The sequence below is a fragment of the Pseudoalteromonas sp. BSi20495 genome, assembly GCF_000241185.1.
GTDB lineage: Bacteria > Pseudomonadota > Gammaproteobacteria > Enterobacterales > Alteromonadaceae > Pseudoalteromonas > Pseudoalteromonas fuliginea.
The window spans coordinates 82,965-109,175 of record NZ_BADY01000024.1; the positions used below are offsets into that span (position 1 = coordinate 82,965).

Below are 26,211 nucleotides of genomic sequence, written 5' to 3' on the forward strand. Positions count from 1 at the left end.
ACAACTCTCCGTTATTGCGCTTTATCAGCTTTTGTAGATGACTGAATTTCAGAAGGACTCACTGGCGCACCCGGGCGAATTTTTTGTAAGCCTTCTACAATTAATTTATCGCCATCACTTAGGCCATCAGTAACAAGCCAATCTGAACCAACGGTTCTATCCACTTTTAACACGCGACTTTCTACTTTATTGTCTTTACTGACAACCATTGCTGTTGGCTCGCCTTTGTTGTTACGGCTTACACCGCGTTGCGGTACTAAAATCGCATCCGCTTTAACGCCTTCAACAATAGATGCACGTGCATACATGCCTGGTAATAATAGCTTTTCAGGGTTAGGGAATTTAGCGCGCAAAGTTACAGAGCCGGTACTTGGGTCAACAGTCACTTCTGAGAACTGCAACGTTCCTTTGTGAGAATACGCCGAGCCATCTTCCATTATTAATTCAACATCTGTTTGGCTGTTTGCATCAATACCTAAACGGCCAGATGCAATCGCTTTTTTAAGTTGCGTCAACTCATTGCTCGATTGTGTTAAATCAATATAAATTGGGTCTAATTGAGTCACTGTAGCAAGTGCTGTACTTTGATTTGCACTTACTAGTGCACCCACTGTTACGCTTGATTTACTAATTTGGCCACTAATAGGGGAAGATACATGGCTGTAATCAAGGTTAATTTGCGCTGATTTTAACTGGGCTTTAGCCGTTAATAATTCAGCATTTGCTTGTTTGTACGCAGCATCCGCTTCGTCAAAATCTTGTTGACTCACTGCTTTGATTTTTAAGAGTTCGCCGTAACGTGATGCTTTTGATTTAGAGCTGGCGATGCTTGCCTCTGCGCGTGCAACGCTCGCTTCACTTGCTGCAAGGTCTGCTTCAAATGTAGCTGGGTCTATTTGATACAGTGCTTGGCCTTGCTTAACCTCTTTACCTTCGACAAATAAACGAGATTGCACAATACCACTTACTTGTGGGCGAATTTCAGCAATTTGAAATGCACTGATACGCCCAGGAAGTTCTTTTTTGAGAGTAAGCGCTTGGCTTTTTAATGTCAGTACACCCACTGGCACAGCTTGAGGAGCTGAAGCTTGTGATTGCTCAGTTGCTTGGTCACAACCAGTTAAAGCAACAGAACCTACGAGGGCGGACAATACAAATAAAGCGATGCGGGAACGCTGCATGTTAAATACCTTTTAGTTTAGAGTGAACGATCATTCTAAATTAAAACGCGCTGAGAATGAATCTTAATTAGAAGAAATTTACACAAACTTACACTCCTCAGTACAATATACGTCTTAGGTTGCATTTAATGTTAATTAGATGAAAATAGAATCAAGACTGTATGAAAATAAAACAACTGAACATATTGAAATAATATCTCATTTTAGAAACGAAGTGTTTAACAGACACAAAAAAGCCAAGCAAATACAGCTTGGCTATTTATATAAAAACTAAAGCGCACCTTATTTTAAAGGATATTAGCACTGTGCTAAGTAATAACTCTTGAAACTAATAACTGCTCTACCCTAATGCCCTCTACATCAACCACTTCGAATTTAAAGCCTGAAAAAGTTAAATGTTCCGCACGCTTGGGTATTCGCTTCATATTGTAAATTAAAAAGCCTGCAACGGTTTCATAGTGCATTTGCTCAGGAAACTCTTCTATGTCCAGCAGTTTTGCTAAATCGCTAATCGGAGTTAAACCATCAACTAACCAAGAGTCTTGATCGCGTTCTATAATTAATTCATCGCCTTGGTGAGTTATTAAATCCCCCATAAAGCCTTTCATTAAGTCTTTTACCGTAACGATACCGACCGATAAAGCGTATTCATTAACAACAACGGCAAACGGTTTGGCTGCACTTTTAAAGGCATTTAATGCTTCTGATAGGCTTAATGTCTCGGGTAAATAAAAAACATCTTTATCAATCAACTCATCATTTATATTGGCTGCTTCACCTTTTAATACTTGTCGTAAAATATCTTTTGATTCAACAGAGCCATGTAACTTATCTAAGCTCCCTGACACCACTAAAAAGTGATTATGAGGATGATCAATAATTTTAGTCGCAATATCATGACTCGATTCGTTTAAATCAAAATAGACAATTTGGTCGCGTGGCGTCATTACACTTGATAAAAACCGCGCTTCTAAATCAAACACATTGCCTATTAATTCATACTCTTGCTTTTGCAAGCTTCCGTATGCAGCACCTGCATCCATCATCGCAACAATATCTTCAGTTGTTACATTGTCTTCCCGCTCTGCAGGTACTTTAAATAAGCGCAGTACAAAGTTAGTTACACCATTAAAAAACATCACTAACGGGGTTAAGGCAAAGGTCACCCAACGCATTATAGTCACCACTCTCACAGCGACTGCTTCTGGCATGATCATCGCTAAGCGTTTGGGCATTAAATCGGCGAACAATATAAACAAAGACGTAATAGTAAAAAACGAAAATAAAAAGCTAATTTTCTCTACATGTGCGCCTTGATAAAATAGTACCAACACGCTTTCAACATAAGGAGATAAAGCCTGCTCGCCCACAATACCACCCAATATCGCAATCGCGTTGAGTGCTATTTGGATCATGGCAAAAAAAGCCCCTGGATTTTCTTGTAGCTTTAATACCGCTGCTGCTTTTATATTTCCTTCATCTGCCATTACTCGCAGTTTTATTTTACGCGACGCCGCAATTGCTATTTCTGACATAGCAAACAACGCACTGATCAAGATCAATAAGCTAATCCCGATTAAATCACCCATTTAACGCTCCAAAAAAGTTAGTGCTTTTGAAACAAAAGCAGCTGATTATAGTCGGTTTTTTAAACGCAGCAATTTAAATTTAAAAAATATATTAAAGTAATTATATTTCATGGTGTTATATTAATAAAACCACTTATTTTACTGTTCTAATATTTTTAAATGCAGCTTTTAATTGCGTAACTAAGGCAGGATCCATATTAATATTGCAAGCAAAGTACAAAGGGGATTGTGTTGTATTCAAACTGAGAACAGGTTCAAGTAATTTAAGCCTTGGCTCAGCTTGAATTCGATAGTCAAATTGCTTTTTACTAAGCACAACAAAATCTAGAATATCGTCGCGAGTACTAATAAGTTTATCTATTTTGTCTAGGCTATCTATAAGTAATAAATGCTTACTTTCGCTAAAGCCACGCTCTAACAAATAATGATGACTAAAGTTATCACGCAGTACTGCTATTTTATACTTTTTGGCATCATTGAGAGTATTTAACTTTATACCTCTGGACTTAAGCCCATATATAGCAGAGTCAAAGCTTTCTAGCTCGCCTATCCAAGTAAACTTATTCTCTCTATTAGGGAGTCGCACTATCGAAAATATACAGGTGTTTTTATCACGTAATGTTGCGTTGTACGATATGGCCCAACTATAGGCTAACATAGTGTAATTTATACCTGACCCTTCTAGCGCTTTATGAACTTTATCGACAGAGCGGCCAATGAGTTTGTTATCTTCATTGATGTACTGAAAGTCCGGAAATACTTCCGTTACTATTGTAATTTCAGTGGCGTTAACCTTAATACAGATAACGCACAGTAAAAAGATAAACCACTTCATTTAACTGAGCCCCATGATAAGTATATTAATAAATATAGCTGAGGCTCTGCGAACTGCTAGTTTTTAGTAGTGTATAAGCACGACCAATTTACTTGTTCATTGCGTTGATTAAAAAGGCCGATATTTTAGCGCCTTCTCTGAGCGTTGTTTCAGAACTAGACTGGCCGACAAGCGAACTGTCGGTGAATGGCGCTATTTCCATCATATCAGCCCCCGTAATTGGAAACTCATCCGCAATGGCTGATAAAATATCAAGCGCATGCTTTGGTGTTAAACCATTATGTTCTGGCGTACCTGTGGCAGATGCAAACTCGGCATCAAGCGCATCAATATCAAAGCTTACATATACTTCATCAACGTTATCGGCTTTTAATTGTGCAATAGCGTCGGCAGCAACCGCTGCTGCGCCGCGCTCAATGATTTCATGTGCCCAATGTTGCTTAACGCCAAAGGTACTTTCCCAGTGCGCTTTAGGCTTGCCACTAGAGCGTATACCAAATTGTATTAAATGATGCGGTGCCGGTAAAAACTCTAATATATGTGTACACCACGAGCCAAAACATAAATCAATACCTAAGCGCTCCACAAGTAAATCGGTATGCGCGTCAAAATGAATAATAGCCGTGCGCTTACCTTGCTCACGTTTTGCTTTTAAGTACGCTTTAGTAAGTGGGTAACTAATTGAGTGATCGCCACCAATACCAAATAATCCTTTATCTTTAAACGTTGCGTAAAAACTGTCGCAGACATCTTCAGTGATTGATAATGGGCTTACGTAATAATCGTTATCTTCATCACCATATAAAGCTTTTTGGCAATTAGAAATGGTTGCATCATTTAAGTATTTGTCATGAAGTAAATGTGGGATTACACGTACATCGCCTAAATCAAACGAATGACACTGCGGTTGCTGATCAATTAATGCTGAGCGCACAAACAATGGCCCCCAGTTTGCGCCGCGTAAAATTCCACCGCCACAGTCTGAACTAATACCTAACATAACGGCTTTATGTGGTGAGCTTGGTAATTCGTTTAAAGACTCGCGCCACAAGTTATCAACGTTTTCAGTTTGTCCGTAAAGTTTATTACGCAGTGCGGCTTTGCGCTCTTTTGCAGTATTTACTGTGTATACGCCATCGCCCGGTGCGCACAAACAGTGCTCAACTTTGTTTTTAAATGCTTCAAATTGTGTGCTCATAATAAACTCCTTCGGTTTTTATTCTGTACGTAGCTAATTAGTTTTGATTACTTTTGATTAGTTATGCAAAAATCACTAAAAGTGCCTAAACTTCAAATAAATGTCACTTTGCTAAATAAGTCAGTGCTTAATATAAGTAAACACGTTAGTTTTTACGTGTTCACTACAAGATTAAGCCATTGAATTTATTTGATATTAATGAAACCTTGTAATCATCCATTTAATCGTAGTTACGCGCTTGAGTGATACTTATTATGTCTGCTTGAACATGTCAACAGCGCAACAAGGCTACGTATATAAGTACTTGAGTGAATATTCATTGTTGGTGAATAAATCAAATTAGCCCTTAAAATTATTAAGGCTTTATTGGAAGAGTTAAGATAAAACGGACAATCGTCCTGTACTTAATAAACGTTTCTAGCAATGATGCTAGATTGACAACAAATTATTATAAAAGGCTTAGCTATGGAAAAGGTATTTCACTTAGGACTATGTATTGACGATCTTAAAGGTGCAAAACTTGCGATTGTACCGGGCGATCCAGATCGTGCAGCACGTATTTCACAATTCCTAGACAACCCAACCTGCCTTGCTCAAACTCGCGAGTTTCATGTTTATTTAGGTCAATTAAACGGCCACTCTGTGGTTATATGTTCTACAGGTATTGGTGGTCCATCTACGTCGATTGCAGTAGAAGAATTAGCACAACTTGGCGTGCGTAAATTTTTACGTATTGGTACAACCGGTGCAATTCAGCCACACATTAACGAAGGCGAAATTTTAATTAGCCAAGCGTCTGTACGTTTAGACGGTGCAAGCCAACATTTTGCACCACTTAGCTACCCTGCTGTATCTGACTTTTATGCAACACAAGCTATGGTACAAGCATGTAAAAACTTAAATATCGATTTCCATATTGGTATTACTGCATCAAGCGATACATTCTACCCAGGGCAAGAGCGTTACGATACGCACTCTGGTTACGTTCCTAAATCACTACAAGGTAGCTGCGAAGAGTGGCAAAAATTGGGCGTGATGAACTACGAAATGGAATCGGCAACATTATTTACTATGTGTGCAGCCCTTGGATTACAAGCAGCATGTGTAGCAGGCGTACTTGTTAACCGTACTCGCCAAGAAATACCAAATGTAGACCACGGTGAAATTGAGCGTAAATCTGTAGCAGTCGTATTAGAAGCAGCTAAAGTATTACTTGATTAATACAGATTATAGCAGTTAGTGAGTGAGTTATTTAATTCGATAGAGTGACTCGCTTTAATAAAGCACAGCTCCGGCTGTGCTTTATTGTATGCAAGCCACTATTTAAGTGGTGCGCTAATTACTTCTATTGCCGGTAGATTTTTAAAACTTGCAAGTACAGCACGTGCTACACCCGCTTGGTTTTCATGGCCTGCGGTTTCTAAAAGTGTAATTGATTTTACTGTACTTTCGTTAAAGCTAAGCCCCGCTAAAAAGAACTGACTTAGTGCACTTTGTAGTGGCGATAAACTTGGACTGTAAGCTGCATTTTCGGCGTAACTTCCGTAAAAATCACCATCACTAAATGTACTTATTTTTACGGCGCTAAAGTTTTGGCTGTAAGGCACGTACGCATTAAGTGCAAAACGCGCAAGGGTTTCATCAAGGCCATCAAAGCTAAAATTACCTTGCTGTGGTTTTGGGTTAAATAAGCTAAATTCGTTACCTAAATCGGTAGGTCCAAATGAATGCGGCAGTAATTCAGCAAGTTTAAATTGCTGATCAGGAAGTAAAATATCAAACTCTTTCGCATCAGCTAGTTCGTTCATAAACTGGCGACAATACCCACAAGGCGCATCGCTAATCGCAATTTTAACTATTTTTTTAGCGCCGTTTAACCATGCGTTATTTATAGCCGATTGCTCTGCATGAACCACTAAACTCAATGCTTGATGATCAAACTCTACATTTGCACCAAAGTAAAAGTTTACCTCACCCTTTTCATCAAGTGCTTTAACAATTGCGCCTACATGAAAATCTGACACTGGCGCAACGGCATATTCAGAAGCTAAAGGTACTAAACCTTGTAATAATGCATCATCAGACACACTGAGTTGAGCGCATAACGCTTTAATATTACTAGAATTTAATATGCCACGTTGTGATTTTAATTGACTACGTAATGACGCTGTTTGCGCTACGTTTAATGTGATGTGCGAATTTGTAAGTGCTGTATCTTGCTGTACAGTAAAAGTTGCTGAAGCCATAACATTTTTTAATTATTCAATGGCTACGTAGTTTAAAAGTTTAGGATGCGAAATACCAGCCTATTCAACGTAAAAAAAGGGAGCACATCGCGTGCCCCCTTTAATTTTAACTGGTATACCCAACAAAATAATTAATTGGTATACCTAACAAATAGCACGTTAGCCGGTATTACGCATACCTGCAGCTATACCTGTCATCGTGATCATTAACGCATTATCAATGTCACCTTCGTTTCGTTTTTCCTCTGAGCGAGCACGGCGTAAAAGCTCAACCTGTAGTAAGTTAAGTGGATCGGTGTACGGATTACGTAAGCTAATCGACTCCTTAATCCAAGGTTGTTCGGCTAGTAGGCTTTTTTGTGGGCTAAGTGATTGCACCAAGCTAATAGCTTCTTGAAGCTCTTTACGAAGTGTTACACCCAGTGGTTTGTACATATCTTCCACCAGCGCATTGTCGTAATGCTCACTCAACCAGCAATCTGCTTTACTAAATACCATTTCTAGCATTTCTAGGCGCGATCTAAAGAACGGCCACTGTAAGCTCATTTCGTTGAGTGTTTCTGCGCCGTACTTATTAAGCGCAGCTTTTAAGCCTGTTAACGCACCTAACCATGCCGGAAGCATTAAACGGTTTTGACTCCAAGCAAAAATCCATGGAATAGCACGCAGGCTTTCAACACCACCATTAGGATTACGTTTTGCAGGACGCGAGCCAAGCGGTAACTTAGACAACTCAAGCTCAGGTGTTGCCATTCTAAAGTAAGGTACAAAGTTTTCATCGTGGCGAACTACATTACGGTAGTGTTCACACGACTCCTCACTTATTAGCTTCATTACTTCGCGCCACTGCGGTTTTGGCTCCGGCGGCGGTAATAAGTTACTTTGTAGTACCGCGCCTGCGTAAATATTTAAGCTTTGCAGTGCTACATCGGGTAAACCAAATTTAAAGCGGATCATCTCGCCTTGCTCGGTTACACGCAACCCCCCTTTTAACGAACCTGGCGGTTGTGAATGCAGCGCTTGTGCGGCAGGTGCACCGCCACGCCCTACTGTGCCACCTCGTCCGTGGAATAAAATAAGTTCAATACCACGCTCATCAGCAAGTTGTACTAGTTTGTCCATTGCTTCGTACTGGGCCCAACCTGCTGCCATCATGCCGGCATCTTTAGCAGAATCAGAGTAACCAATCATTACATTTTGGGTGTTTTTAATGTGCCCGCGATACCAAACATTATCAAGTAATGTAGTAATTACATCACTGCCTGCGTTTAAATCGTCGAGTGTTTCAAACAACGGTGCTACTGGTAAATCAAAGCTACAGCCGCTTTCTTTTAGCAATAATTGTACTGCTAAAATGTCTGATGCTGTTCGCGCCATCGAAATAATATACAAGCCAAATGTTGCTTCGTCTTGCTTGGCAATAACATCAAAGGTGTCTAGCACTTCTTGAACATCAGGGCTTGGTTGCCAATGTTTTGGAATAAGCGGTCTGCGAGAGTTAAGCTCAGTAAGTAAAAAAGCTTGTTTGTCTTGCTCTTGCCATTGGTTGTAGTCGCCTAAACCTAAATAACGCGTCAGCTCTGAAAACACATCGCTGTGGCGAGACGAATCTTGGCGCACATCGAGTTTAGCTAAACGCAAGCCAAAGCTATTAATACGGTACAGTAAATCAAGCAATAAGCCATCAGCAACGACTTTCATATTACACTTTAATAACGAGCGATAGCAGACCTCTACAGGGTGTTTAAGCTGATTAATATCGGTAATTAAATCTTGTGAATCGCTACGCTTATTTTTAATTTTAGCGCCAAGATGAGCTACTGTTTCTGCAACTTGGTTTTTAAGCTTTTTGATCACCGCTCTGTATGGTTCAAAGTCTTGACCTGCCAACTCAATAAGCTCATCACTGGCATCTGACATAGAGAGTTCAGCGCATAACGTTTTTAAATCTTGAATATATAAGTTAAGCGCCATCCAACGACCATGGTCAAGCACTTCTGCTGTAACCTGCGATGTTACAAATGGATTTCCATCACGGTCTCCACCCATCCACGATGTGAACTCGATTGGGCTGTAATCTATTGGTAACTCTAAGCTCAACTGGTCTTTAACATTGGCTGAAAATTCACGTAAAAAGCGCGGAACAGCGTGCCATAGACTGTTTTCGATTACCGCATAACCCCATTTAGCTTCATCAACTGGCGTTGGGCGAGAGCGACGAATATCGTCGGTATGCCAAGCTTGGCTAATCAGCTGTTCAATACGATTTAAAATATTGTCCCGCTCTTGCACTAAGTTATCTTTTCGCTCTAATGACGCTAAGCAATCACTTAGTTCAACGTGTTTGTTAATAATAGTACGGCGCGTAACCTCGGTTGGGTGAGCGGTCAATACTAAGTTTATGTGGAGTTTTGAGAGTGTTTCGGCCAAATGATTACTATCTAGCTGGCCTTGTTCTGCTTTTGTAACTAACGTTTTTAATGTTTGAGTGAGAGGGTTTTGTTGACCAAGGCCAACGTCATTAAAACGCGAAACGGTATGAAATTGTTCTGCTACATTAGCAAGGTTTAAAAAATGATTAAATGAACGGGCAACCGGCAAAAGCTCTTCATCACTAAGCGCATGTAAAACATCTATTAGCGCTTGTCTGTCGTCTTCATTACCACTGCGAGATGATTTAGATAAAGCCCGAATTTCTTCTACTTTATCTAAAATAGCTTGGCCTTGAGCATCTTTAATTGTTTGTCCTAGAAGTTGCCCTAATAAATTTACATTACCTCGCAAGGCGGCGTATTGTTCACTCATTTCTCATTCTCCTTTATTTCGTAGGGCACTATTAATATCATCATGTAGGGATATTTAATAGATCCATTTGCAATGTCTTGTCGTAAAAAAATATATATAAAATAATCACAAAGCACCCACATGATAATTTTTTACGATGGTAACTGCCCCCTTTGCAGCACCGAAATGCAGCAACTAAAACACGCTGATTCTAAAAATCTAATTACGCTTGAAGATCTTAACGCGAGCGACTTTAGTGAGCGCTACTCGTATATTGATAAAGACCAAGCAATGACTTATCTGCAAGCTCAAAAGCTATCAGGTGAAATGATTTACGGGCTTGATGTAACGTACGAAGCATGGAAATTAGTGGGTAAACACGGCTGGTTGAAAATTTTTCGCTTGCCAATAATTCGCTTTTTCGCTGACTGCGGATACCTGTTATTTGCTAAGTATAGGCACCCCATCAGTCGCTTTTTAATGCCAAATACTCAGTGCAGTAACGGCCAATGTGGACTAAAAGCAAAAGGTGATAAATGAAAACCATTGTTTTATTCGGCGCAAGCAGTGCCATAGCAAATGCATATATAGAACATCTACAAATAAACACGCCTACTCATCAGATCGTTTGTATTAGTTCAAAAAGTATTGAATCTGACTCAAGTGTTGTCCACCTGCATACTGACTACACAAAACAAAGTTTAGCGCGCGTTACTAATTACCTAAAAGCGCAAAATGCCGATATACAACAAGTTATTATATTCAATGGTACACTGCACAACGAAACTCATATGCCCGAAAAAAAGCTGGAGGATTTAGACGCTGATTATTTTAGCCAACTTCTAAATTCAAACACCCTAACTCCCCTACTCTGCTTGCAGAGTATTTTGCCGCTTTTAACACATAAAACGCAGTGTACTATTACAGCACTCAGTGCGCGTGTGGGCAGCATTAACGACAATAAATTAGGCGGTTGGTATACGTATCGCGCCTCCAAGGCTGCGCTTAACATGCTATTTAAAACCGCAGCAATTGAGCTTGCACGCCGAGCTAAAAATACTAAGCTCGTTTTATTTCATCCAGGGACTACTGATACTGGGCTTTCAAAGCCATTTCAAAAAAACGTACCCGCTGGAAAACTGTTTACTGCTGAATTTGTAGCTAAGCAGCTTTTTACACTTACTTTTAATAACCCTCATTTAGAACACAATGGTGAGCCTGCCTACTTAGATTGGCAAGGCGAAACTATACCGTGGTAAGGACCTTTAATGCATTTTACTAAAGAGCGCATAAACGCACTTGAAAAACACACCCGTACTCATTTAATTAATTCGCTTTCGGGTTTTAAAAGCGCCAACTTAATTGGCACGCAAGACTTACTCGGCAATACCAACTTGTCGATTGTAAGTTCGGTTATTCACCTTGGGGCTAACCCACCGTTAGTCGCAATGATTATGCGCCCTCACAGTGTGCCGCGTCATACGTTTGAAAATATTTTACAAACGGGCACTTACACCATTAATCAAGTGAATAAGTCGATTTATAAACAAGCTCATCAAACTTCAGCCCGTTACGATAAAGACAAGTCTGAGTTTGATGCTACAGGCTTAACACCTGAATACTTAAACGACTTTGCAGCCCCTTTTGTAAAAGAAAGCCGCTTAAAGTACTCGGTTAAATTTGTAGAAAACCAACATTTAGCCATCAATGGCACAGAGCTTGTAATCGGTGAAATCACTGATGTGTATTTAGATGAAGTAGCACTTCAAAGTGATGGCTTTTTAGATTTACAGGCTATTGAAACGGTGGCAGTAACCGGGCTTGATAGCTACCACACAAGTAATAAACTCACGCGTTTACCTTACGCTAAAAAATAATATGCCATTTTAAGAGGCTATAAACTAATAGCCTCTTATCGCATAACATTGAATTTTACCTTGGTATTAATCACACTAGCTAAAAATCCAAGGAGAAAAACATGACCACCATAGGTATAGGTACACAATCAAGCGAGCAAGCGCTGGCAAGCCTAAGTAACATGACGCAAACGCTGACCCCTATCGCAGCTGACGAACATTTAGAGCGCATAGCCAAGGCGCAAGCGTATATGCTTGCAAACAACATAGATGCAATTTATTTAAACGCTGGCACCAACCTAACCTACTTTACAGGTATGAAATGGTACGCGAGCGAACGCATGGTTGGCGCAATATTACCCGCCCTTGGTGAAGTACAATACATTGCGCCTTATTTCGAAATTGGTTCACTAAACGGGTTTAAAGTAATAGAGGGGCCTATTCATGGGTGGCAAGAACACGAAAACCCTTATACACTTTTTGTTGAAGTACTAAAAAAACTAAACATTAATGAAAACGCAACCATTGGCATTGATGAAAGCGCACAATTTTTTATATTCGACGGCATTAATAAAGCGCAAACGGGTTTAACACTCATAAATGCACAGCCTGTAACGGCGCATTGCCGCATGCATAAATCAGTTCATGAACTTAGCTTAATGCAACGCGCGATGGACATGACCTTAGCCGTACATCAAGCCACAGCAAGTATGCTTTATGAGGGAATAACCACCACCGAAGTAGAAGCCTTTATTAAGCAAGCACACCAAAAAGTAGGTGCGCCAGGTAACTATTTTTGTATTGTTTTATTTGGTGTTGCAACGTCTTTCCCGCACGGTGTTAAAGATGCCCAAATACTTAAAAAAGGCGATATGGTACTAATTGATACCGGCTGTAAAGTACACGATTACCTATCAGATATAACCCGTACCTATGTATTTGGCGAACCAACAATGCGCCAGCGTATGTTTTGGGATCATGAAAAAGCTGCGCAAATGGCGGCATTTAATGCAGCTAAAATTGGTGCTACGTGCGAAGACGTTGACGCGGGCGCACGTAACTATTTAGCAGCGCAAGGGCTAGGCCCGCAGTACCAAACACCGGGTTGCCCACACCGAACGGGGCACGGCATTGGGCTAGATATTCACGAATGGCCATACTTAGTTGGCGGTGATAAAACCCCACTTGCCCCAGGCATGTGCTTTAGTAACGAGCCAATGTTAGTGATACCCGATGAATTTGGCGTGCGTTTAGAAGATCATTTTTACATGACCGACAACGGCCCTCATTGGTTTACACAACCAAGTTATAGCATTGACGACCCATTTGGGCTTAACGCTTAAAATTGAATACCTTCAAGAGCAGCTGTTTAGCTGCTCTTTTTAGTTTGGTATTGATAAAGTGCAGTTCATCCCAATATCCCCTGTTATACCAAAGCAATCCTCAAAAGGATAAATATGAAAAACTTTAAAATTGATATCGTCTCAGACGTAATGTGCCCTTGGTGTGTAGTGGGTTATAAAAACCTAGAAACTGCACTAGAGCAACTCAAAGACGAAATGAGCGCAGATATTACGTGGCATCCTTTTGAACTAAACCCAGATATGCCAATTGAAGGTCAAGACTTAAACGAACATTTAATGCAAAAGTACAACCTAAGTGAAGAGCAAGGCGACGAAAATCGTAAAAACATGTTCGAAGCCGGTCAGCGTGCTGGGTTTACCTTTAATTTTGATGGCAAACGCATCATGATCAACAGCTTTGATTTGCATCGTTTATTAATGTGGGCACGTGAAGAAGGTAAGCAAACCGAATTAAAACTCGCCTTTTTTGAAGCGCACTTCACAGATTTAAAATACTTAAACCAAGAAGAAGCGTTGCTCGACGTTGTTGAAAAAGTAGGTCTTGATAAAGAAACTGCGCGCGGTATTCTACATTCAGACAAATATGTACAAGACGTACGCCAAGAGCAAGACAACTTCAAACAGATGGGTATTACGTCAGTACCTACGTTTATCATAAACGATAAATATGCACTTACTGGCGGACAACCAAGCGACTCATTCATTCAAGCACTAAAACAAATTAGTGAAGAAGAAGCCAAGCAAGACGCTTAACGAGTAAATTGTTGCTTAACACTTAAAAAAGGCTGCACATTGCAGCTTTTTGTGTGTTTACAATACTACAGCTTATATTTACAATTGACTAATAACTAACGTCTTTAGTAGACACTCAAGGATGATATAAATGAAACAATTTAACCTAGCCATTAGCTTAATTACATTGTGCTTAGCCAGTACAGTTCATGCTAAGTGTGTTCAAAATAACAATACCGTTACGTTTACCGGTTTAGACGATGCTAATGGTACAATTTACGCATCTTTAAGAGATAGTAACAATAAGTGTAATTGTACTGAAGTGCGCTTTAAGCCTGAATATACAAATACAGAAATGGCGTTGAGTATTCTACTCACAGCAAAAATATCTAAAACTAAAGTGAGAGTAGACTTTCTTGAATAAAACTCATGTAACACAGCTTACAGGATATATTTAGAGTAATATTAACCGTATAAAAAGCAGCGCTAAAATTTACACACTATTTAGGCAGTAAGTCTAAGCGTGTAAGTACTGGCGAATTATGCTTAGGATCGCACGTATTAACCCAACCACTAACTTTACTGCTGGCATGATATGCAGCTAGCAATGAAGAATACATCTCCTGAAAGTGTTGATTATTTTTATTTAATACTAAAAAAATTTTTCGCTCGCAATCCTCTTTAGTAGTAATACCTTTATCTAGATAAACAAGAACCCGCCCCCAATCGTGCAAAATTATTTTAGTTACCTTTCCTTCTTCAAAGCTATTATTAGCATTTAAATTAAAAGAAAGTACTATTAAGAGTGTAGCTATAAAATGTTTTGGCATATATTTCTTTATAATAGTTAGCAATAGAATAGATAGTGGATAAAAGCAGTAAATTACTGCTTTTACATTTAGTAGAGCTTTATAGAGAGTAGATACCTATAAAATTCGCACCATAGCAGCTATCATTCTCGTAGTTATGAACTCTAACTTTTCGAGAAGAAGTTACCGCTGCTAGAGCGATAGAAAAAGCTTGATTATGAGATTCTTTAGATTGAGATTTAGCAGCAGGAAATATTATGGAGCCATTAGCGCATGGCCCGGTGCCACCTGATAGTTTAATGTAAAAAACATCCTTATTACTTGCACTACTTGCTACTTCTAAAATTGTAGCTCCCTTTACAAGCTCACCAGCAAAAGCTACTGAAGAAAAAATAAAAAGACCACTAATCGCAAGTGTTTTTGTTAACATTGAATTTCCTTTTTTATTTGTAGAACTGTCTTGTCCTGAAATGTGAAGCTACTTCTTGCATAGATCAAAATTTAACGAATAACCTATTAATATCGCAGCTGGTACTTTCATTATCAAAATTTATAGTCAACGCTTTGTTTGAAGAGCCAGCAAAAAGTGCAACCGACATAAAGTTAGCAATTGCTTCCTTAGTAACACCATTTTTACCTTCCAGCACATAATAATATTTTGGGTTACTGTCATTTTTACATGTTGCGTTATCAGTGTTGAAGGTCAAAACAAGGCCACCATCAGCCAGAGGGTAAACCTTTTCTACTTTGGCTGTATGCCAAGTGGGTGCGGCTATTAAATTTAACGAAATAAAAGCGGTAAAAATGATCAAATACTTTTTCATAAATATCCTTATTTTGGCTCTAAAACAATCAATTTTAATTTACATTCTTTCGAACTTAATCCGCTCCAATCTTGGCTCTCATCAGCATATATTTTTACTTTTGTATTACTATGATAAGCAGCAAGGGCAGTACTATACATGGCACTGTTTTTATCATTTGCTCCATCTAACCAAAAACCGGCAGGGCAAACACTTTGCGTTGATTCATTTTGACTTTTTAAAATAATTTTAAAGGTTCCCTGCACATAATCTCCCCACGAATAAATTTGGCTTATTTGATAGTACCCTCGCGTATCCATCGCTTTTGATGAAAACGTAATAAATAGAAGTAAAGTTAGTATGATTCTCATTTGATTGTCCTTATATAAATAGGGACAACAGTAATGCTCCCATTTATTTTTTTTGATGCCTGAAGTCAAGTTTTATCCCCTATAGCTCTGCACTAGTTCACAAGCAAAAGCTACTGAAAAAATAAAAAGACCAATAATCGAAAGTCTCTTTGACAACATTAAATTCCCTTTTAATTTTAAATAAATTATCTAATAACTGTTAAGTATCTAATAGTCTCTGAAACTGATTGATCTACACACTTTCTCTCAGTTTTGAATACAACTTCTTTTTGTGTAACAAAAGCCATCATAAGGAGGCTCAAATATTCTTTGGCCATAGGACGAGACATTCTAAATGATAAATAATCACCATTAGCACCATGGCAGGAAGGAGGGTTATCAACCCCTCCTTCAGGATATACATACACTAGATTTCCTTGCTCATACATAAGTATCTTTTCAATCTTAGCTGAGGTGTCTGCAACACCATCAAAAGCGAAAATTGTAAACAATAATCCGATTAAATATTTCATGACTTTCCTACTTCTTTTGTATTAGCTTAAAAAACATCTTCTTGTAAAGACACTAAATCGACTTCACATGAACTCTCTTCGCTATGCAATCGGATCTTCTTATTTGCAACATAAGCTGTTGTGATCAAACTCAACATTCTATCAATAATTTTGGGATCGTGTTTTGATGGTGAAATTACACCATATGCGCGTTGTTTCTCAACACAGTTTTCATCAATTAACGTAGCGTCAGAATTTAAAAATACTTTAATATTCTGGGTACTACTAAAATCATACTGTTTAATGCCGGCGACTTTACCAAAACCAATACTGCCCGCTTTAGAAGTTGATGAAAATATAGCGATGACGAGTAAAATAAATACAACTTTCATTTTTATCACTTTATTATTCCTATATATACAGGTGCAGGAGTGCTGCTATAAGTTGCTAACTCTTTACAGCTACCCTCATCAGGATAATAAAAAATTACCTTTTGTTCATTAACTTGGGCATTTTGCAGTAAGCTAGTCCACATTGCGCAAGTTAAAGGCTTAACACCTTTCCAATCGCTATTTAAGTTACAGATATTGGTAAAGTCACCACGCCCAGTATGTAAAATATTAATTCCCCCAGTTGCATACACAAGCACTCTTTGCACATCTACTGTACAGTGGAAGCTCGCTAATACGTTTGTGGAAAAAAACGAAAATATAAATAGACCTAGTATGTAAAAACTTTTCATTGTTATCCTTATTAAAAATCAACTTCAATTAACCTTATATTTAATTACTATACTAGCTATTTATTTTTATAGGTAATTGAAACCTTTTTCCGAAAACAATTAGTTTTAATTTCACTACAAAAAAATAAAGTAATCTTAAATATTAATTTAAGGGTATAAATACTGTAAATTTAACCAGAATTTTCACTTATATTTATAATATTTCATTTGGCTAACTCTACGGAGTAAAGCTGACAAACAGTAGCGCTAGATCCTTGCCATTTTTCATCTGTGTCCAAGCCAATTAATTTAACACTGCTATTTGCGTGATAAGCTGAAAGTAACATACTGTAATTAGCTTCAAAGCCTTGGTTTTCTTTATTTAGATAATAACCGTAATTACATATAGAGCCATTATTTTCAAGTGAGACAAATACATCACCACTTCCGTAATCAGAATAAGAAATAAATCGCTTTATAGTACTTTTAGGCGAAGTTTCATTAGCAATAACTTGCGATGTGAATAATAAAAAAATATAAAGCATCACCGTAGTTGTTATTATTTTCATTTACACTCCCTTCTAATTTAAAACAACTCAAAATTTATAATAATATACTGAATAAGCTGGCAGTCGTTTCAGGGCTAAATCGAAAAATGAGCAGTCAAATACATTTTAATATTTATGCAGTAAGTGCTAAATAGTAATTACAGCATTCACTTGTTTAATTCTCATTTATACACGGCCAACAGTGCAATATTCAGGCATTTTGTTAGCAGCAATTGAGCCAGAAAAAATAACTATTATGACAAAAAGGAAATAAGAAAGAGTTGCTCCCCTTTATTTTATTTCTTGATGTCTGAAGTCAAGATTTGACCCCTTTAATTTTCATAAGGATCAACTTGAATAACCCGGCAATAACCACTGCTATCTGCCGAGGTATAAACCGTTACACCGCGTTTTAATGTCCAAGCAGTCAGCGTCAATGAGGTCATTGCTGTATTTTCTTGCTTAATTTGCATCCACACTCGGCCACTTGTGCAATGTTCAGGTACTTCGTTGGCATTAATACGCACAAGCAACCCTGAACTAATACTGGTAATATTCGTGATTTTTCCACTAACATGGCCTTTTCCAACAGCTGCCATTGCATTAGCAGAAAATAAAACATTAATAAATATAAACACTCTTAAAAACATTTTATTTAAAATCCTTATTAAAAATAACTATCATGGCAAAAGGGAATACCTTTTTACACTATATTCTTGTTAATTTCTTCTTTACTACTTCATTAAGCTTTTTAATTTCATAATCGTTCTTCTTATACAAATCCAGTAAATCATCTGGCAATATTAAACAACTTTTTGTCGCATATATTAAATCATTTAAACTTAGATTTAAAAAAACTAAGATTTCGTTCTCTTTTGAGTATTCAACTACAGTTACTAAATAAGCAATGCCAAATCCATAATCTTTTTTATAAGTTTCGACAAGGTAATCTTTATAACTAAATCTACTAATAAAACTTGTATCGAACATACCGACAACCCACTCTTTATTGGATAATTCATCACTAAAAATAGTACTTTGCCTTGTTACCGTTAAACTATGTTTTTTGTCAATTTTTTCAAAATAACCGTTTCCATCTTCATTTTCAGAGTAAGCTGTTGGTATATACCACCCACACCCTAAACTATCCAAGGCTTTACCATAAGTAGTAAACGAAGAAAATAGAACAGTGAGCAAAGCTAATCGCATTAACTTATTAATTTCCATCTACTATTACCCCTGAATTACATATATTTGTGCATTTGTAATAAAACTTAGCATTTATATTATCATCAATCCCCAAAAAACCTGAAATGACTGGGGCTAAAGACCATGCGGTTCCAGCGGCCCCAAAAGAGGCACCTAATGAACGATATCCTAAATCAGAAAGAGCCAGGCCGGTTACATTTAGACTGTTAGGTAGACTTAACCCTGTATTATTACCAGCTATATATCCCATTGCTTGAACTTTATATAAACTTAGACTATTTATCATACTAGCTTTATAAATATTCAACATATTAGCACTTCGTAGTTTAGTAACGTCAACATTCAAGCTGATTAGCATTTTCCTTAACTCTTCCCTGTTCATGCCATTTATCCGATCAATTTCCTTATCTATAGCTCCAGCATATTGACCTGCTTCTCTTTCATTATTGAAACTGCAGCCTCCTGACAAACACTGATTAAACAAATACTGATAAGTAGCAGTCCTAGCGCCATTGGCAAATTTCCCACCGGAAATAACAGATGCAGTACCACCGATAACGGCTGAAGCAACAGTTCCTTGAACAATTTGACTTGCGGTTAAATCATTGCCTCCGGGTAAGAAACGGCCTCCTGCCCCTTTAGTTACACCCGCAGCAAAAAATCCATGACCAAATTTACCACCTTGTAAATCCGCTATAACCCCACCAGCAACTGCATGGGCAGTGATTTGTCCTGCTATTTGTCCTCCGGTCAGGGAAAGCCCTCCAAAATCATAGGTTGTAGAGCCGACGCCATGTTTTGCTGCTAATAGATTATCACCTGATAAACCTTTAAAATACTGCCCAATCCCATAAAATACTGCAGCAGTAGCGCCAGCCGTTAAACCTGCTTGCAACGCCATGCTAGTACTACCTGTTTTATAATAGGTTAAATGTGATGTAGCAAGTGCGGTAAAACCAATGCTGCATGGCCCGCACACAATAGAAGTAAAAACACCTACAGCTCCAATTGTTAACTGAGTTAATGTTTGGCTGTTTGAAATCCATTTACTAGCTTGGTGAGCAACAAGACCACCAAGAAATCCACCCGCAATAAAACCAGCAATTTTAGTTAGAGCTTTTATAAAATACCCACTCGGGTCGGTATAACTCAACGGATTATTTAAAACATAACTATACGCGTTGTAGTTTTGTAAATTACTCGGCGCTTGTACGACGGGATCTGCTTGCATCATTCGGCCGGTGCCGGCGTCGTAAATACGGCCATTCATGTGGATCACTCGGTTGTCACCATCAAGCATCACTTGTTCGTGACCTGTATAACCACGGGTATTGCTGGTAATGGCATTAAATGCACTTAAACGACTTGGCAGAGCATAATATAACTCAGCTTCAAGTGCAGTGGGGGCAATCTCTGATTGCTGACCAAATACATCGTAGGCAAAGCGCTTAAGTAACTTAAAACTGTCATCAGTAATGGCGGTAATAGAGCCTTGATGATCGGTAAACAGCCACTTTATGCTGGCATTACCATTAGCGTAATAGGTTTGCATGGCGTCATTACCAATATAACGCTTGATATATTGATCATTATTGAGCGTGTGATTAACCGTTAGCTCTAACGCACCTACATAATAAATCGTTTGCTCTGCATCGACACGTTTATAGCGGCGGTTATTAGCATCATAGTTAAAGTAAGCCGATTTACCATTAATACTAATTTCTGTCGCTTTATTACGGCCACTGTAGGTCACTTCTCGCCAGTTAGTGCCGTTTTTCTTCGCCCAAGTTTGGTTACCGTTTTCATCATAACCAAAGGTTTCGGTCATGGTGCCTTTACTGCGGCTGGTTATGCCATGAATCGGTGAATTTGCCGTTTCGTTATAGCGCTGCTCCCAACCGTCTTTAAGCTCTAAATTACCGTTATCAGCATAGCTATAAACATCTTGGCCATCGACCGTAGTAACACGGTTAAGGTTATCGTAAGCAAAGGTTTGTTGTTGCGATGCGCTTAAATGACGAGAGGTTAAATTACCCATACCATCAAAGCTATAACTGTCGGCTTGAATATAGTCGGTGCCTGTACTAATGCCTGATACATGCCCTGCGTCGTCGTAGCTAACGGTCATCAACTCTTGGCCCTTATTGTAGCCAATTACTTGGCCACGATCGTTAAGAGCATTTACTTGGTAATACACTCGGCCAAAGTTTACGCCTTCGCGGGCTTCTTGGCGTTTAAGTACTTGGCCGTTTTGATAAGTGGTGAGTATTCCGCGTGCTTCTGTATATTCACCCGCAGTATTACGGCGATAATCATCAAAACTAAGCAAAGGTCTGCCAAACTCATCGTAGTTTGTTTGTTGTATTACACAACGACTAGTGAGTGGGTCGTTAAGGCGTGTATCTGTGTAACGTAAATCGTTACTACGGGTGTTAAAGGCCACCATACTCGTACAATTAAGGGCACTTTCAACATTGGTTAAACTGGCTACCCCACGGCCAAAGTTATCGTAGTAGTAATTTTTTTGCCATTCATTGCCAATACTCTCAGATACTAAACGATGGGCGTTAGTGCCTGTACCGAACAACCATTGACTAGTTTGCTCACCCGTGACCGTTTGATTTGTTTTTCGACCAAGGATGTCGTAGGTATTAGTTGTAACAACACCTCGCGCATCGGTTTGTGTTTTAAGCTCACCAAAGACGGTATAGGTGTATCGCCAGTTACCACGGTCTTTATCATTCATTGATTGTTTACGACCTAGCGTGTCGTATTCAATTGTTGATAATATTTGATTATCGGCCGATGAATGCACGGTTTTTAAATTACCTAACACATCGTAGGTATAAGTTAATATATTACCTGCGTTATCGGTAACCGAAACTTTTTGCCCAAGTGCGTTATTCACTGTCGTTTTAATTTGCGTACTCTGTGGTATATCGCCAGTTAAGGTGACAGTTTCTGTCAATCCTGACAGCTCATACGTAGTGGTAATATTTGAGTTTGGATCATCAATTTGTGTTGGCCTATCAAACACATCATAGCGGCTGGTAATTGCCTGCATACCTGGTGATGTTTGGCTAAGTGAACGACCGTATTTATCATAGTGGGTAGAGGCGGTTAACCAATCACCCAAGACAGTAATTTTACTGGCCGCGGTGGTGCGCCCAGCTTTATCAATATATTGCTTTTCAACTAACTCACCATTAACCAACTTATTAACTTGTGCAATACAGTTACTGCTATCGCATTCACTCATATACGTACTGGTTTGTGCGCCTGTTGCACTGTAACTCGATACTTTGCTACCAAATACATCATATTGAAAGAACGCTTTGGTGCCATTAACATCGGTTACTTCAGTAGGCTGTCCAAATTCGTTACGAGTATTAACTGTTTGCTCGATGAATAAAGTATTTTCGGTAGATATTGCATAACGCCCTTCATTATCAAAGGTAGAGGTTTTACTGCGTGTTTGATACTTTTGACCCGCTACGCCATCACAACTTGGAGAGTTTGCTGTTTGTATTGCAGTTTCATTACCTAGTGAATCATAGATATGGGTTGTTTTTAGATAGCTATCGCATCCGCTTTGCGGCATAACGATTTCATCTTTAAGCATTCCTTTGTTTTTATGGTTACTTGGGTAGTAAGTAAATTCAGTATTACGGTTGACTGGCGCATGGTCTGGCTGACTATGCGTAACCGTAGTAGCACTAAGGCGACCAAAACGTTTATCAAAATCACTTGTCCCATATGTGTTTACTGTAGCTACAGATGAAAGTGAAACGCCAGAACTAAGCGACTCTAGGAATCCGGTACTTTGCTCATATTTATTTACTGTTAATTCAGATACATTGGCATGTTCATCTTGCACTGTTGTTGTAACGGTACAGTTATAACTGCTCACGGTTAAATCGGTGTCTATACGTGCTGAACACTCTTTAGTATTTGCGTTATACACTTGATAACTAAGTAAGTTGTTTGAATTAGTAGATGTCACATTTGTATAAGTATTAGACGCTGAGCTTAATAATGTTCGGCTGCTGCCAGACACCATATACTTTTCAGTTTTATCTGGCATACCTACAAATGGAAATGCTTGGCGATAATAAGTGTTTGTTTCAAATGTGTAACCGTCTTTTTCGGTTTCAGTCGTGAGCTTTCTAAAGCCCAGCCAACCACGACCACCAAATTGTAACCTAGCACCTGCATATTGATAATCTACTGATAACGTTTCACCAGGTGAAGATGTACTGGGACTGTCTGTAGTTACAGTTTTAACTAGTGGCGATGCACTGATTAGATCGCTAACATTTAGATATTGTTCATCATATAGAGCCCTATCAGCAGCGGCTGATTCGTTTTCGCTTGCCGTTGGGTATTGCTCTGCATTTTCTAAATTATATTTGCTGTATACCTGAGGGTCTGTCATTAACCCATAGTCTATAACCGTTTTACTGTCATAACCTTGGCTTATTTCACTAAGCATACCTTGGCTAAATACTTCGTTTAAGTTGTATTTAACTTCTATTGTATGGCCGTTTTTAAAGAAAATATCAGGCACCGCATCGTGGTTATAATCTGAAAAATAAGCATAATCACCTTTTTCGTAATCAATACCAGCGGTACTGAATCCCAACTCAGTATTACGAACGAAAGATTTAAGTGATGGGTCCCATTGGTATGCAGTCCACGAGCTTGTATCATCTTCTTTAAAGAATAACTCGAGCTTACCATCGCGATTAATATCAATACTAAGAGGCGCAATATGTTCGCTCATACCTCCTAACCTAAACACTTGGGTAAATGTAAGCTCTTGACTACCCTCATTAAGTAGGATTTTCCAGTTGTCGTCGTTTATATCATAAAATAACAAATCAACTAAACCATCGCCGTTAAAATCGTTAGGCTGTAGATGCTTGGCCTTACCGTTTCGGATTATTACTTGCTCTAAGTCGCTGCCATTATTGGTATTTTTATAAGCTAAAATCTGGTCTACTTCACTGTTGCCATCACACTTATGGCTGCTACAGCCTAGTGTTAGTATATCTGCTAAGCCATCAAAGTTCAGATCCAGCATATACCACGGTGTGTCGTCTTCAACTAAGTTACGCTGATAGCTTATTGTTCTACCAATACGCTCATTGTTATGGGTTATTACTCCTAAGCCAACTTTAACCGAATAGCTTTGTGTGTCCTGATCCCAATAACGTGCATAAAGTTTTTCGTCATCACTGCCCTTTTTGTGAATAATATCAGCATAGCCATCACCATCTAAATCGCCAAGCCTAATATCTGTCATGTATCTATCTGTGCCTGTTAATGGCAATGAACTGTAATCTAATGCATTATTACCCTCAGTAAAATTGTATTGATTCCAGTAATAGTCGGTGTCACGCGCATGTTTATCACGCATATTGACCCAAAGCGCTTGTTTACCATCGCTTTGCGGATCAACCGCCATCATTTGTACAATGTCTGCTCCATGGGCCCGATGGATTGTTTTACAAATTTCAGAGTTAGTACCGTCAGTGAATGTTAAACATAATAAGTACTCTTCACCATTAACTCGCTCTAATGTTGCTAGTTCTGGCTTACCGTCACCTTGTGTGTCTATTTGAGTTACGGCTGCAAGTTTGTTGCCAGAGCTTGCATAAAATACACTTTCACGGGCATCAAAATTTAAATTGTTGTTAAAATCATTGTATGTAAATTCAATAGGCTTTTTACAAATATCGCTAGCACACTGCGCAACGCTTTTGAGTAAGCGTACGCCATTCTCAGCACTTTCAAACGTTAAAGCATAATCAAATAATAACTTGTCGTTATGATTGTATACATTAATAGCATTAAGTTGCGCGCGAGATGTAAATTCGCTGCCACCTACGTATGCTTGGCTTCTTATATCACCTGACTCGTATTTAAATTCAATACGGTTACCACTATAGTTAATTTCCTTTAATGCCTTTTCTCCTGCTCCAAACTCATCATGATCAGAATAGCTATAGTAAATTGCAGTATTGTCGTTTTCTAAATTATCGTAAACTTTACGGATATTCCAGGTTAGTATTTCATGCTCTGAAATTGACACTTCAGAGTTTGTTGTACCACCATAATATTTTTTACTGCCATCTTTACCTTCAACAACAAACATTTTTTTGTTGTTTGCTGAGTTATTCACAATAGTAATTAATAGTTGATTGTCTATCTCAGTTTTATAGATAGCGCCTACTTCGCCTTCAGCATAGTTATCATTCGATAAAATAAGTCTTTGCCCATCTAAGCAGTATCTATCTGTATCTGTAAATGTTAACCCCGTAAATTGACCATCTTGCGCCACAGTTTGACGACACCGGCTAATTGAAGAGCCAGCACTGATGCCCCAACCCAGGCCTATTGATGTCTCAGGTGTCTGCGAGTCATATGTAAGAGCAACTTCAGGTTGAACTCCTGCAATCCCCGAAGGTAACGAAATAGGTATTGTATAATTAGCGGTGCCATTTTCTGTTACTCTAAAGCTGCCTAATGTAGGTGAAAGCATGGCTGATGCATTAAGTACATCGTCATCGGGCCAATTTTTAGCAGCTATTGACTCATTCAATGCGACTTGAATTGGGAGCTCTTGTACACTGTTTTCAACTAATATGGACACAGGATCTGAACTGTATGAACATTGTTTTGTGACTTGACCTGTTCTGAGCGTAACTTCAATACATGCTTTAACCCAAAATTGGTACTCGCCATTAGCCAAATTGATAGCATACTTATTACCAGTAACCGACGCTAATAAACGTTCACTTTGCGAGTTTGTTGATTGGCTTAACTCATAGAAAGAAGTATTGGCAGGGTAGTTAAAATTAAGTTCATATTGTCCTAAAGTGAGATCTGAATAGCCTAGGCTTGGTTTGCCGTTTAACCCATCTCTTGGATCAAGGGGATTTTGCCCTAATAAAATTTCCACTTCGTCAGATAAATTATCACCATCAGAATCAGTTTCATATTGGCAGTTACGTGAGCTTAAACAAAAATCATAAAAGTAAAAAACTGTATTATGCGCAATTATATCAAAACGATTAGCTGAAGAAATAAGCTCATTAATTAAGGCGGCACGAGTTAAACCTTGATTTAACTCAGCTAACCACTGCTCTTTAGTTTTAAAATTAACGATAGGGCTTTCACTATCAAATAACAGTGTATACAACTTATTTATAAATAAAGTATTAGTGTCCGTTAACGGTAAGTGTACTAAGCCTTCATCTGAACTTAAAAAAGCGTTAATAAGCTCAATATTTTCTACGCCTAATTGTTGCGCATAAGCAAAAAATGTTAATTCCGCTTTTGTTGGTGCACGTTGTAACAGCGCATAAAATAATTTGGTTAACTGAATAACACTATGGCTTTCTTGTGATGGCTCCCAACCACCAGGTTCGTTATTTAATAAAGTTTTTATAAGGGAGCTGTCTATATCCTC

The 26,211-nt window shown here is 38.6% G+C and carries 24 protein-coding genes; 7 read left to right on the plus strand and 17 right to left on the minus strand.

The genetic code is table 11. The features are described 5' to 3' along the window. Positions 1–11: 11 nt before the first annotated feature. The 4 genes from P20495_RS16360 to P20495_RS16345 form a co-directional block, all read right to left on the minus strand. A complete protein-coding gene (locus P20495_RS16360; RefSeq protein ID WP_007375558.1) occupies positions 12–1,181 on the minus strand; it encodes an efflux RND transporter periplasmic adaptor subunit in 1,170 nt (389 codons plus the stop codon). 308 nt (positions 1,182–1,489) lie between these two features. Beyond that, positions 1,490–2,770 carry a hemolysin family protein gene (locus P20495_RS16355; RefSeq protein WP_008134367.1) on the minus strand — a complete coding sequence of 427 codons (1,281 nt, stop codon included), beginning with the start codon at positions 2,768–2,770 and terminating at the stop codon, positions 1,490–1,492. A 133-nt stretch (positions 2,771–2,903) separates the two neighbouring features. Continuing rightward, the gene (locus P20495_RS16350; protein WP_008134368.1) at positions 2,904–3,605 is read right to left on the minus strand and encodes an ABC transporter substrate-binding protein; all 702 of its coding nucleotides are present in this window, start codon (positions 3,603–3,605) and stop codon (positions 2,904–2,906) included. Between the two features lie 88 nt (positions 3,606–3,693). Then, complete coding sequence (locus P20495_RS16345) at positions 3,694–4,803, minus strand: arginase family protein (RefSeq protein WP_008134369.1); 1,110 nt, start codon at positions 4,801–4,803, stop codon at positions 3,694–3,696. A 465-nt stretch (positions 4,804–5,268) separates the two neighbouring features. Here P20495_RS16345 and udp point away from each other — a divergent pair, with 465 nt between their 5' ends. Further along, positions 5,269–6,024 carry a uridine phosphorylase gene (udp, locus tag P20495_RS16340; RefSeq protein ID WP_007375563.1) on the plus strand — a complete coding sequence of 252 codons (756 nt, stop codon included), beginning with the start codon at positions 5,269–5,271 and terminating at the stop codon, positions 6,022–6,024. 98 nt (positions 6,025–6,122) lie between these two features. On the opposite strand, the gene cdd is transcribed toward udp, so the two are convergent. Beyond that, positions 6,123–7,049: a cytidine deaminase gene (gene cdd, locus P20495_RS16335; RefSeq protein WP_008134372.1), complete on the minus strand. Its 927-nt coding sequence runs from the start codon at positions 7,047–7,049 to the stop codon at positions 6,123–6,125. 159 nt (positions 7,050–7,208) lie between these two features. Beyond that, the gene (gene ppc, locus P20495_RS16330; RefSeq protein ID WP_008134374.1) at positions 7,209–9,854 is read right to left on the minus strand and encodes a phosphoenolpyruvate carboxylase; all 2,646 of its coding nucleotides are present in this window, start codon (positions 9,852–9,854) and stop codon (positions 7,209–7,211) included. Between the two features lie 120 nt (positions 9,855–9,974). Here ppc and P20495_RS16325 point away from each other — a divergent pair, with 120 nt between their 5' ends. The 6 genes from P20495_RS16325 to P20495_RS16300 all read left to right on the plus strand — a co-directional run bounded on the left by P20495_RS16325 (position 9,975) and on the right by P20495_RS16300 (position 14,209). After that, a complete protein-coding gene (locus tag P20495_RS16325; RefSeq protein ID WP_007375566.1) occupies positions 9,975–10,373 on the plus strand; it encodes a thiol-disulfide oxidoreductase DCC family protein in 399 nt (132 codons plus the stop codon). After that, positions 10,370–11,092 carry an SDR family NAD(P)-dependent oxidoreductase gene (locus P20495_RS16320; RefSeq protein WP_008134376.1) on the plus strand — a complete coding sequence of 241 codons (723 nt, stop codon included), beginning with the start codon at positions 10,370–10,372 and terminating at the stop codon, positions 11,090–11,092. Before P20495_RS16325 ends, P20495_RS16320 begins: the two co-directional genes overlap by 4 nt. A 9-nt stretch (positions 11,093–11,101) precedes the next feature. Then, the gene (locus tag P20495_RS16315; protein ID WP_008134377.1) at positions 11,102–11,710 is read left to right on the plus strand and encodes a flavin reductase family protein; all 609 of its coding nucleotides are present in this window, start codon (positions 11,102–11,104) and stop codon (positions 11,708–11,710) included. Between the two features lie 101 nt (positions 11,711–11,811). Continuing rightward, entirely contained in the window at positions 11,812–13,032 is a 1,221-nt protein-coding gene (locus P20495_RS16310) for a Xaa-Pro peptidase family protein (protein ID WP_008134378.1), read from the plus strand. Positions 13,033–13,146: 114 nt separating this feature from the next. Next, on the plus strand, positions 13,147–13,806 hold the full coding sequence (locus P20495_RS16305; protein WP_008134379.1) for a DsbA family oxidoreductase: 660 nt from the start codon (positions 13,147–13,149) through the stop codon (positions 13,804–13,806). A 130-nt stretch (positions 13,807–13,936) separates the two neighbouring features. Beyond that, entirely contained in the window at positions 13,937–14,209 is a 273-nt protein-coding gene (locus P20495_RS16300; protein ID WP_008134380.1) for a hypothetical protein, read from the plus strand. A 76-nt stretch (positions 14,210–14,285) separates the two neighbouring features. On the opposite strand, the gene P20495_RS16295 is transcribed toward P20495_RS16300, so the two are convergent. From P20495_RS16295 to P20495_RS16265, 11 genes are all read right to left on the minus strand, one after another. Further along, entirely contained in the window at positions 14,286–14,615 is a 330-nt protein-coding gene (locus tag P20495_RS16295) for a hypothetical protein (RefSeq protein WP_008134381.1), read from the minus strand. Positions 14,616–14,694: 79 nt separating this feature from the next. Continuing rightward, entirely contained in the window at positions 14,695–15,024 is a 330-nt protein-coding gene (locus P20495_RS20180; protein WP_033015125.1) for a DUF5992 family protein, read from the minus strand. 64 nt (positions 15,025–15,088) lie between these two features. Then, a complete protein-coding gene (locus P20495_RS16290; RefSeq protein WP_008134382.1) occupies positions 15,089–15,418 on the minus strand; it encodes a hypothetical protein in 330 nt (109 codons plus the stop codon). A gap of 8 nt (positions 15,419–15,426) precedes the next feature. Then, positions 15,427–15,768, minus strand: coding sequence for a hypothetical protein (locus P20495_RS16285; RefSeq protein ID WP_008134383.1), 342 nt, complete (start codon positions 15,766–15,768; stop codon positions 15,427–15,429). A 185-nt stretch (positions 15,769–15,953) separates the two neighbouring features. Beyond that, entirely contained in the window at positions 15,954–16,280 is a 327-nt protein-coding gene (locus P20495_RS20185) for a hypothetical protein (protein ID WP_033015126.1), read from the minus strand. A 26-nt stretch (positions 16,281–16,306) separates the two neighbouring features. Next, positions 16,307–16,651, minus strand: coding sequence for a hypothetical protein (locus tag P20495_RS16280; protein WP_008134384.1), 345 nt, complete (start codon positions 16,649–16,651; stop codon positions 16,307–16,309). A 5-nt stretch (positions 16,652–16,656) separates the two neighbouring features. Further along, positions 16,657–17,001 carry a hypothetical protein gene (locus tag P20495_RS20190; RefSeq protein WP_033015128.1) on the minus strand — a complete coding sequence of 115 codons (345 nt, stop codon included), beginning with the start codon at positions 16,999–17,001 and terminating at the stop codon, positions 16,657–16,659. 203 nt (positions 17,002–17,204) lie between these two features. Next, entirely contained in the window at positions 17,205–17,549 is a 345-nt protein-coding gene (locus P20495_RS16275; RefSeq protein ID WP_008134387.1) for a hypothetical protein, read from the minus strand. Between the two features lie 311 nt (positions 17,550–17,860). Then, positions 17,861–18,178: a hypothetical protein gene (locus P20495_RS20195; RefSeq protein WP_008134389.1), complete on the minus strand. Its 318-nt coding sequence runs from the start codon at positions 18,176–18,178 to the stop codon at positions 17,861–17,863. 58 nt (positions 18,179–18,236) lie between these two features. Continuing rightward, complete coding sequence (locus tag P20495_RS16270) at positions 18,237–18,755, minus strand: hypothetical protein (RefSeq protein ID WP_008134391.1); 519 nt, start codon at positions 18,753–18,755, stop codon at positions 18,237–18,239. Continuing rightward, positions 18,745–26,211: FG-GAP-like repeat-containing protein (locus tag P20495_RS16265; protein WP_033015130.1), on the minus strand; the 7,467-nt coding region annotated here is incomplete at its 5' end. The genes P20495_RS16270 and P20495_RS16265, both read right to left, overlap by 11 nt.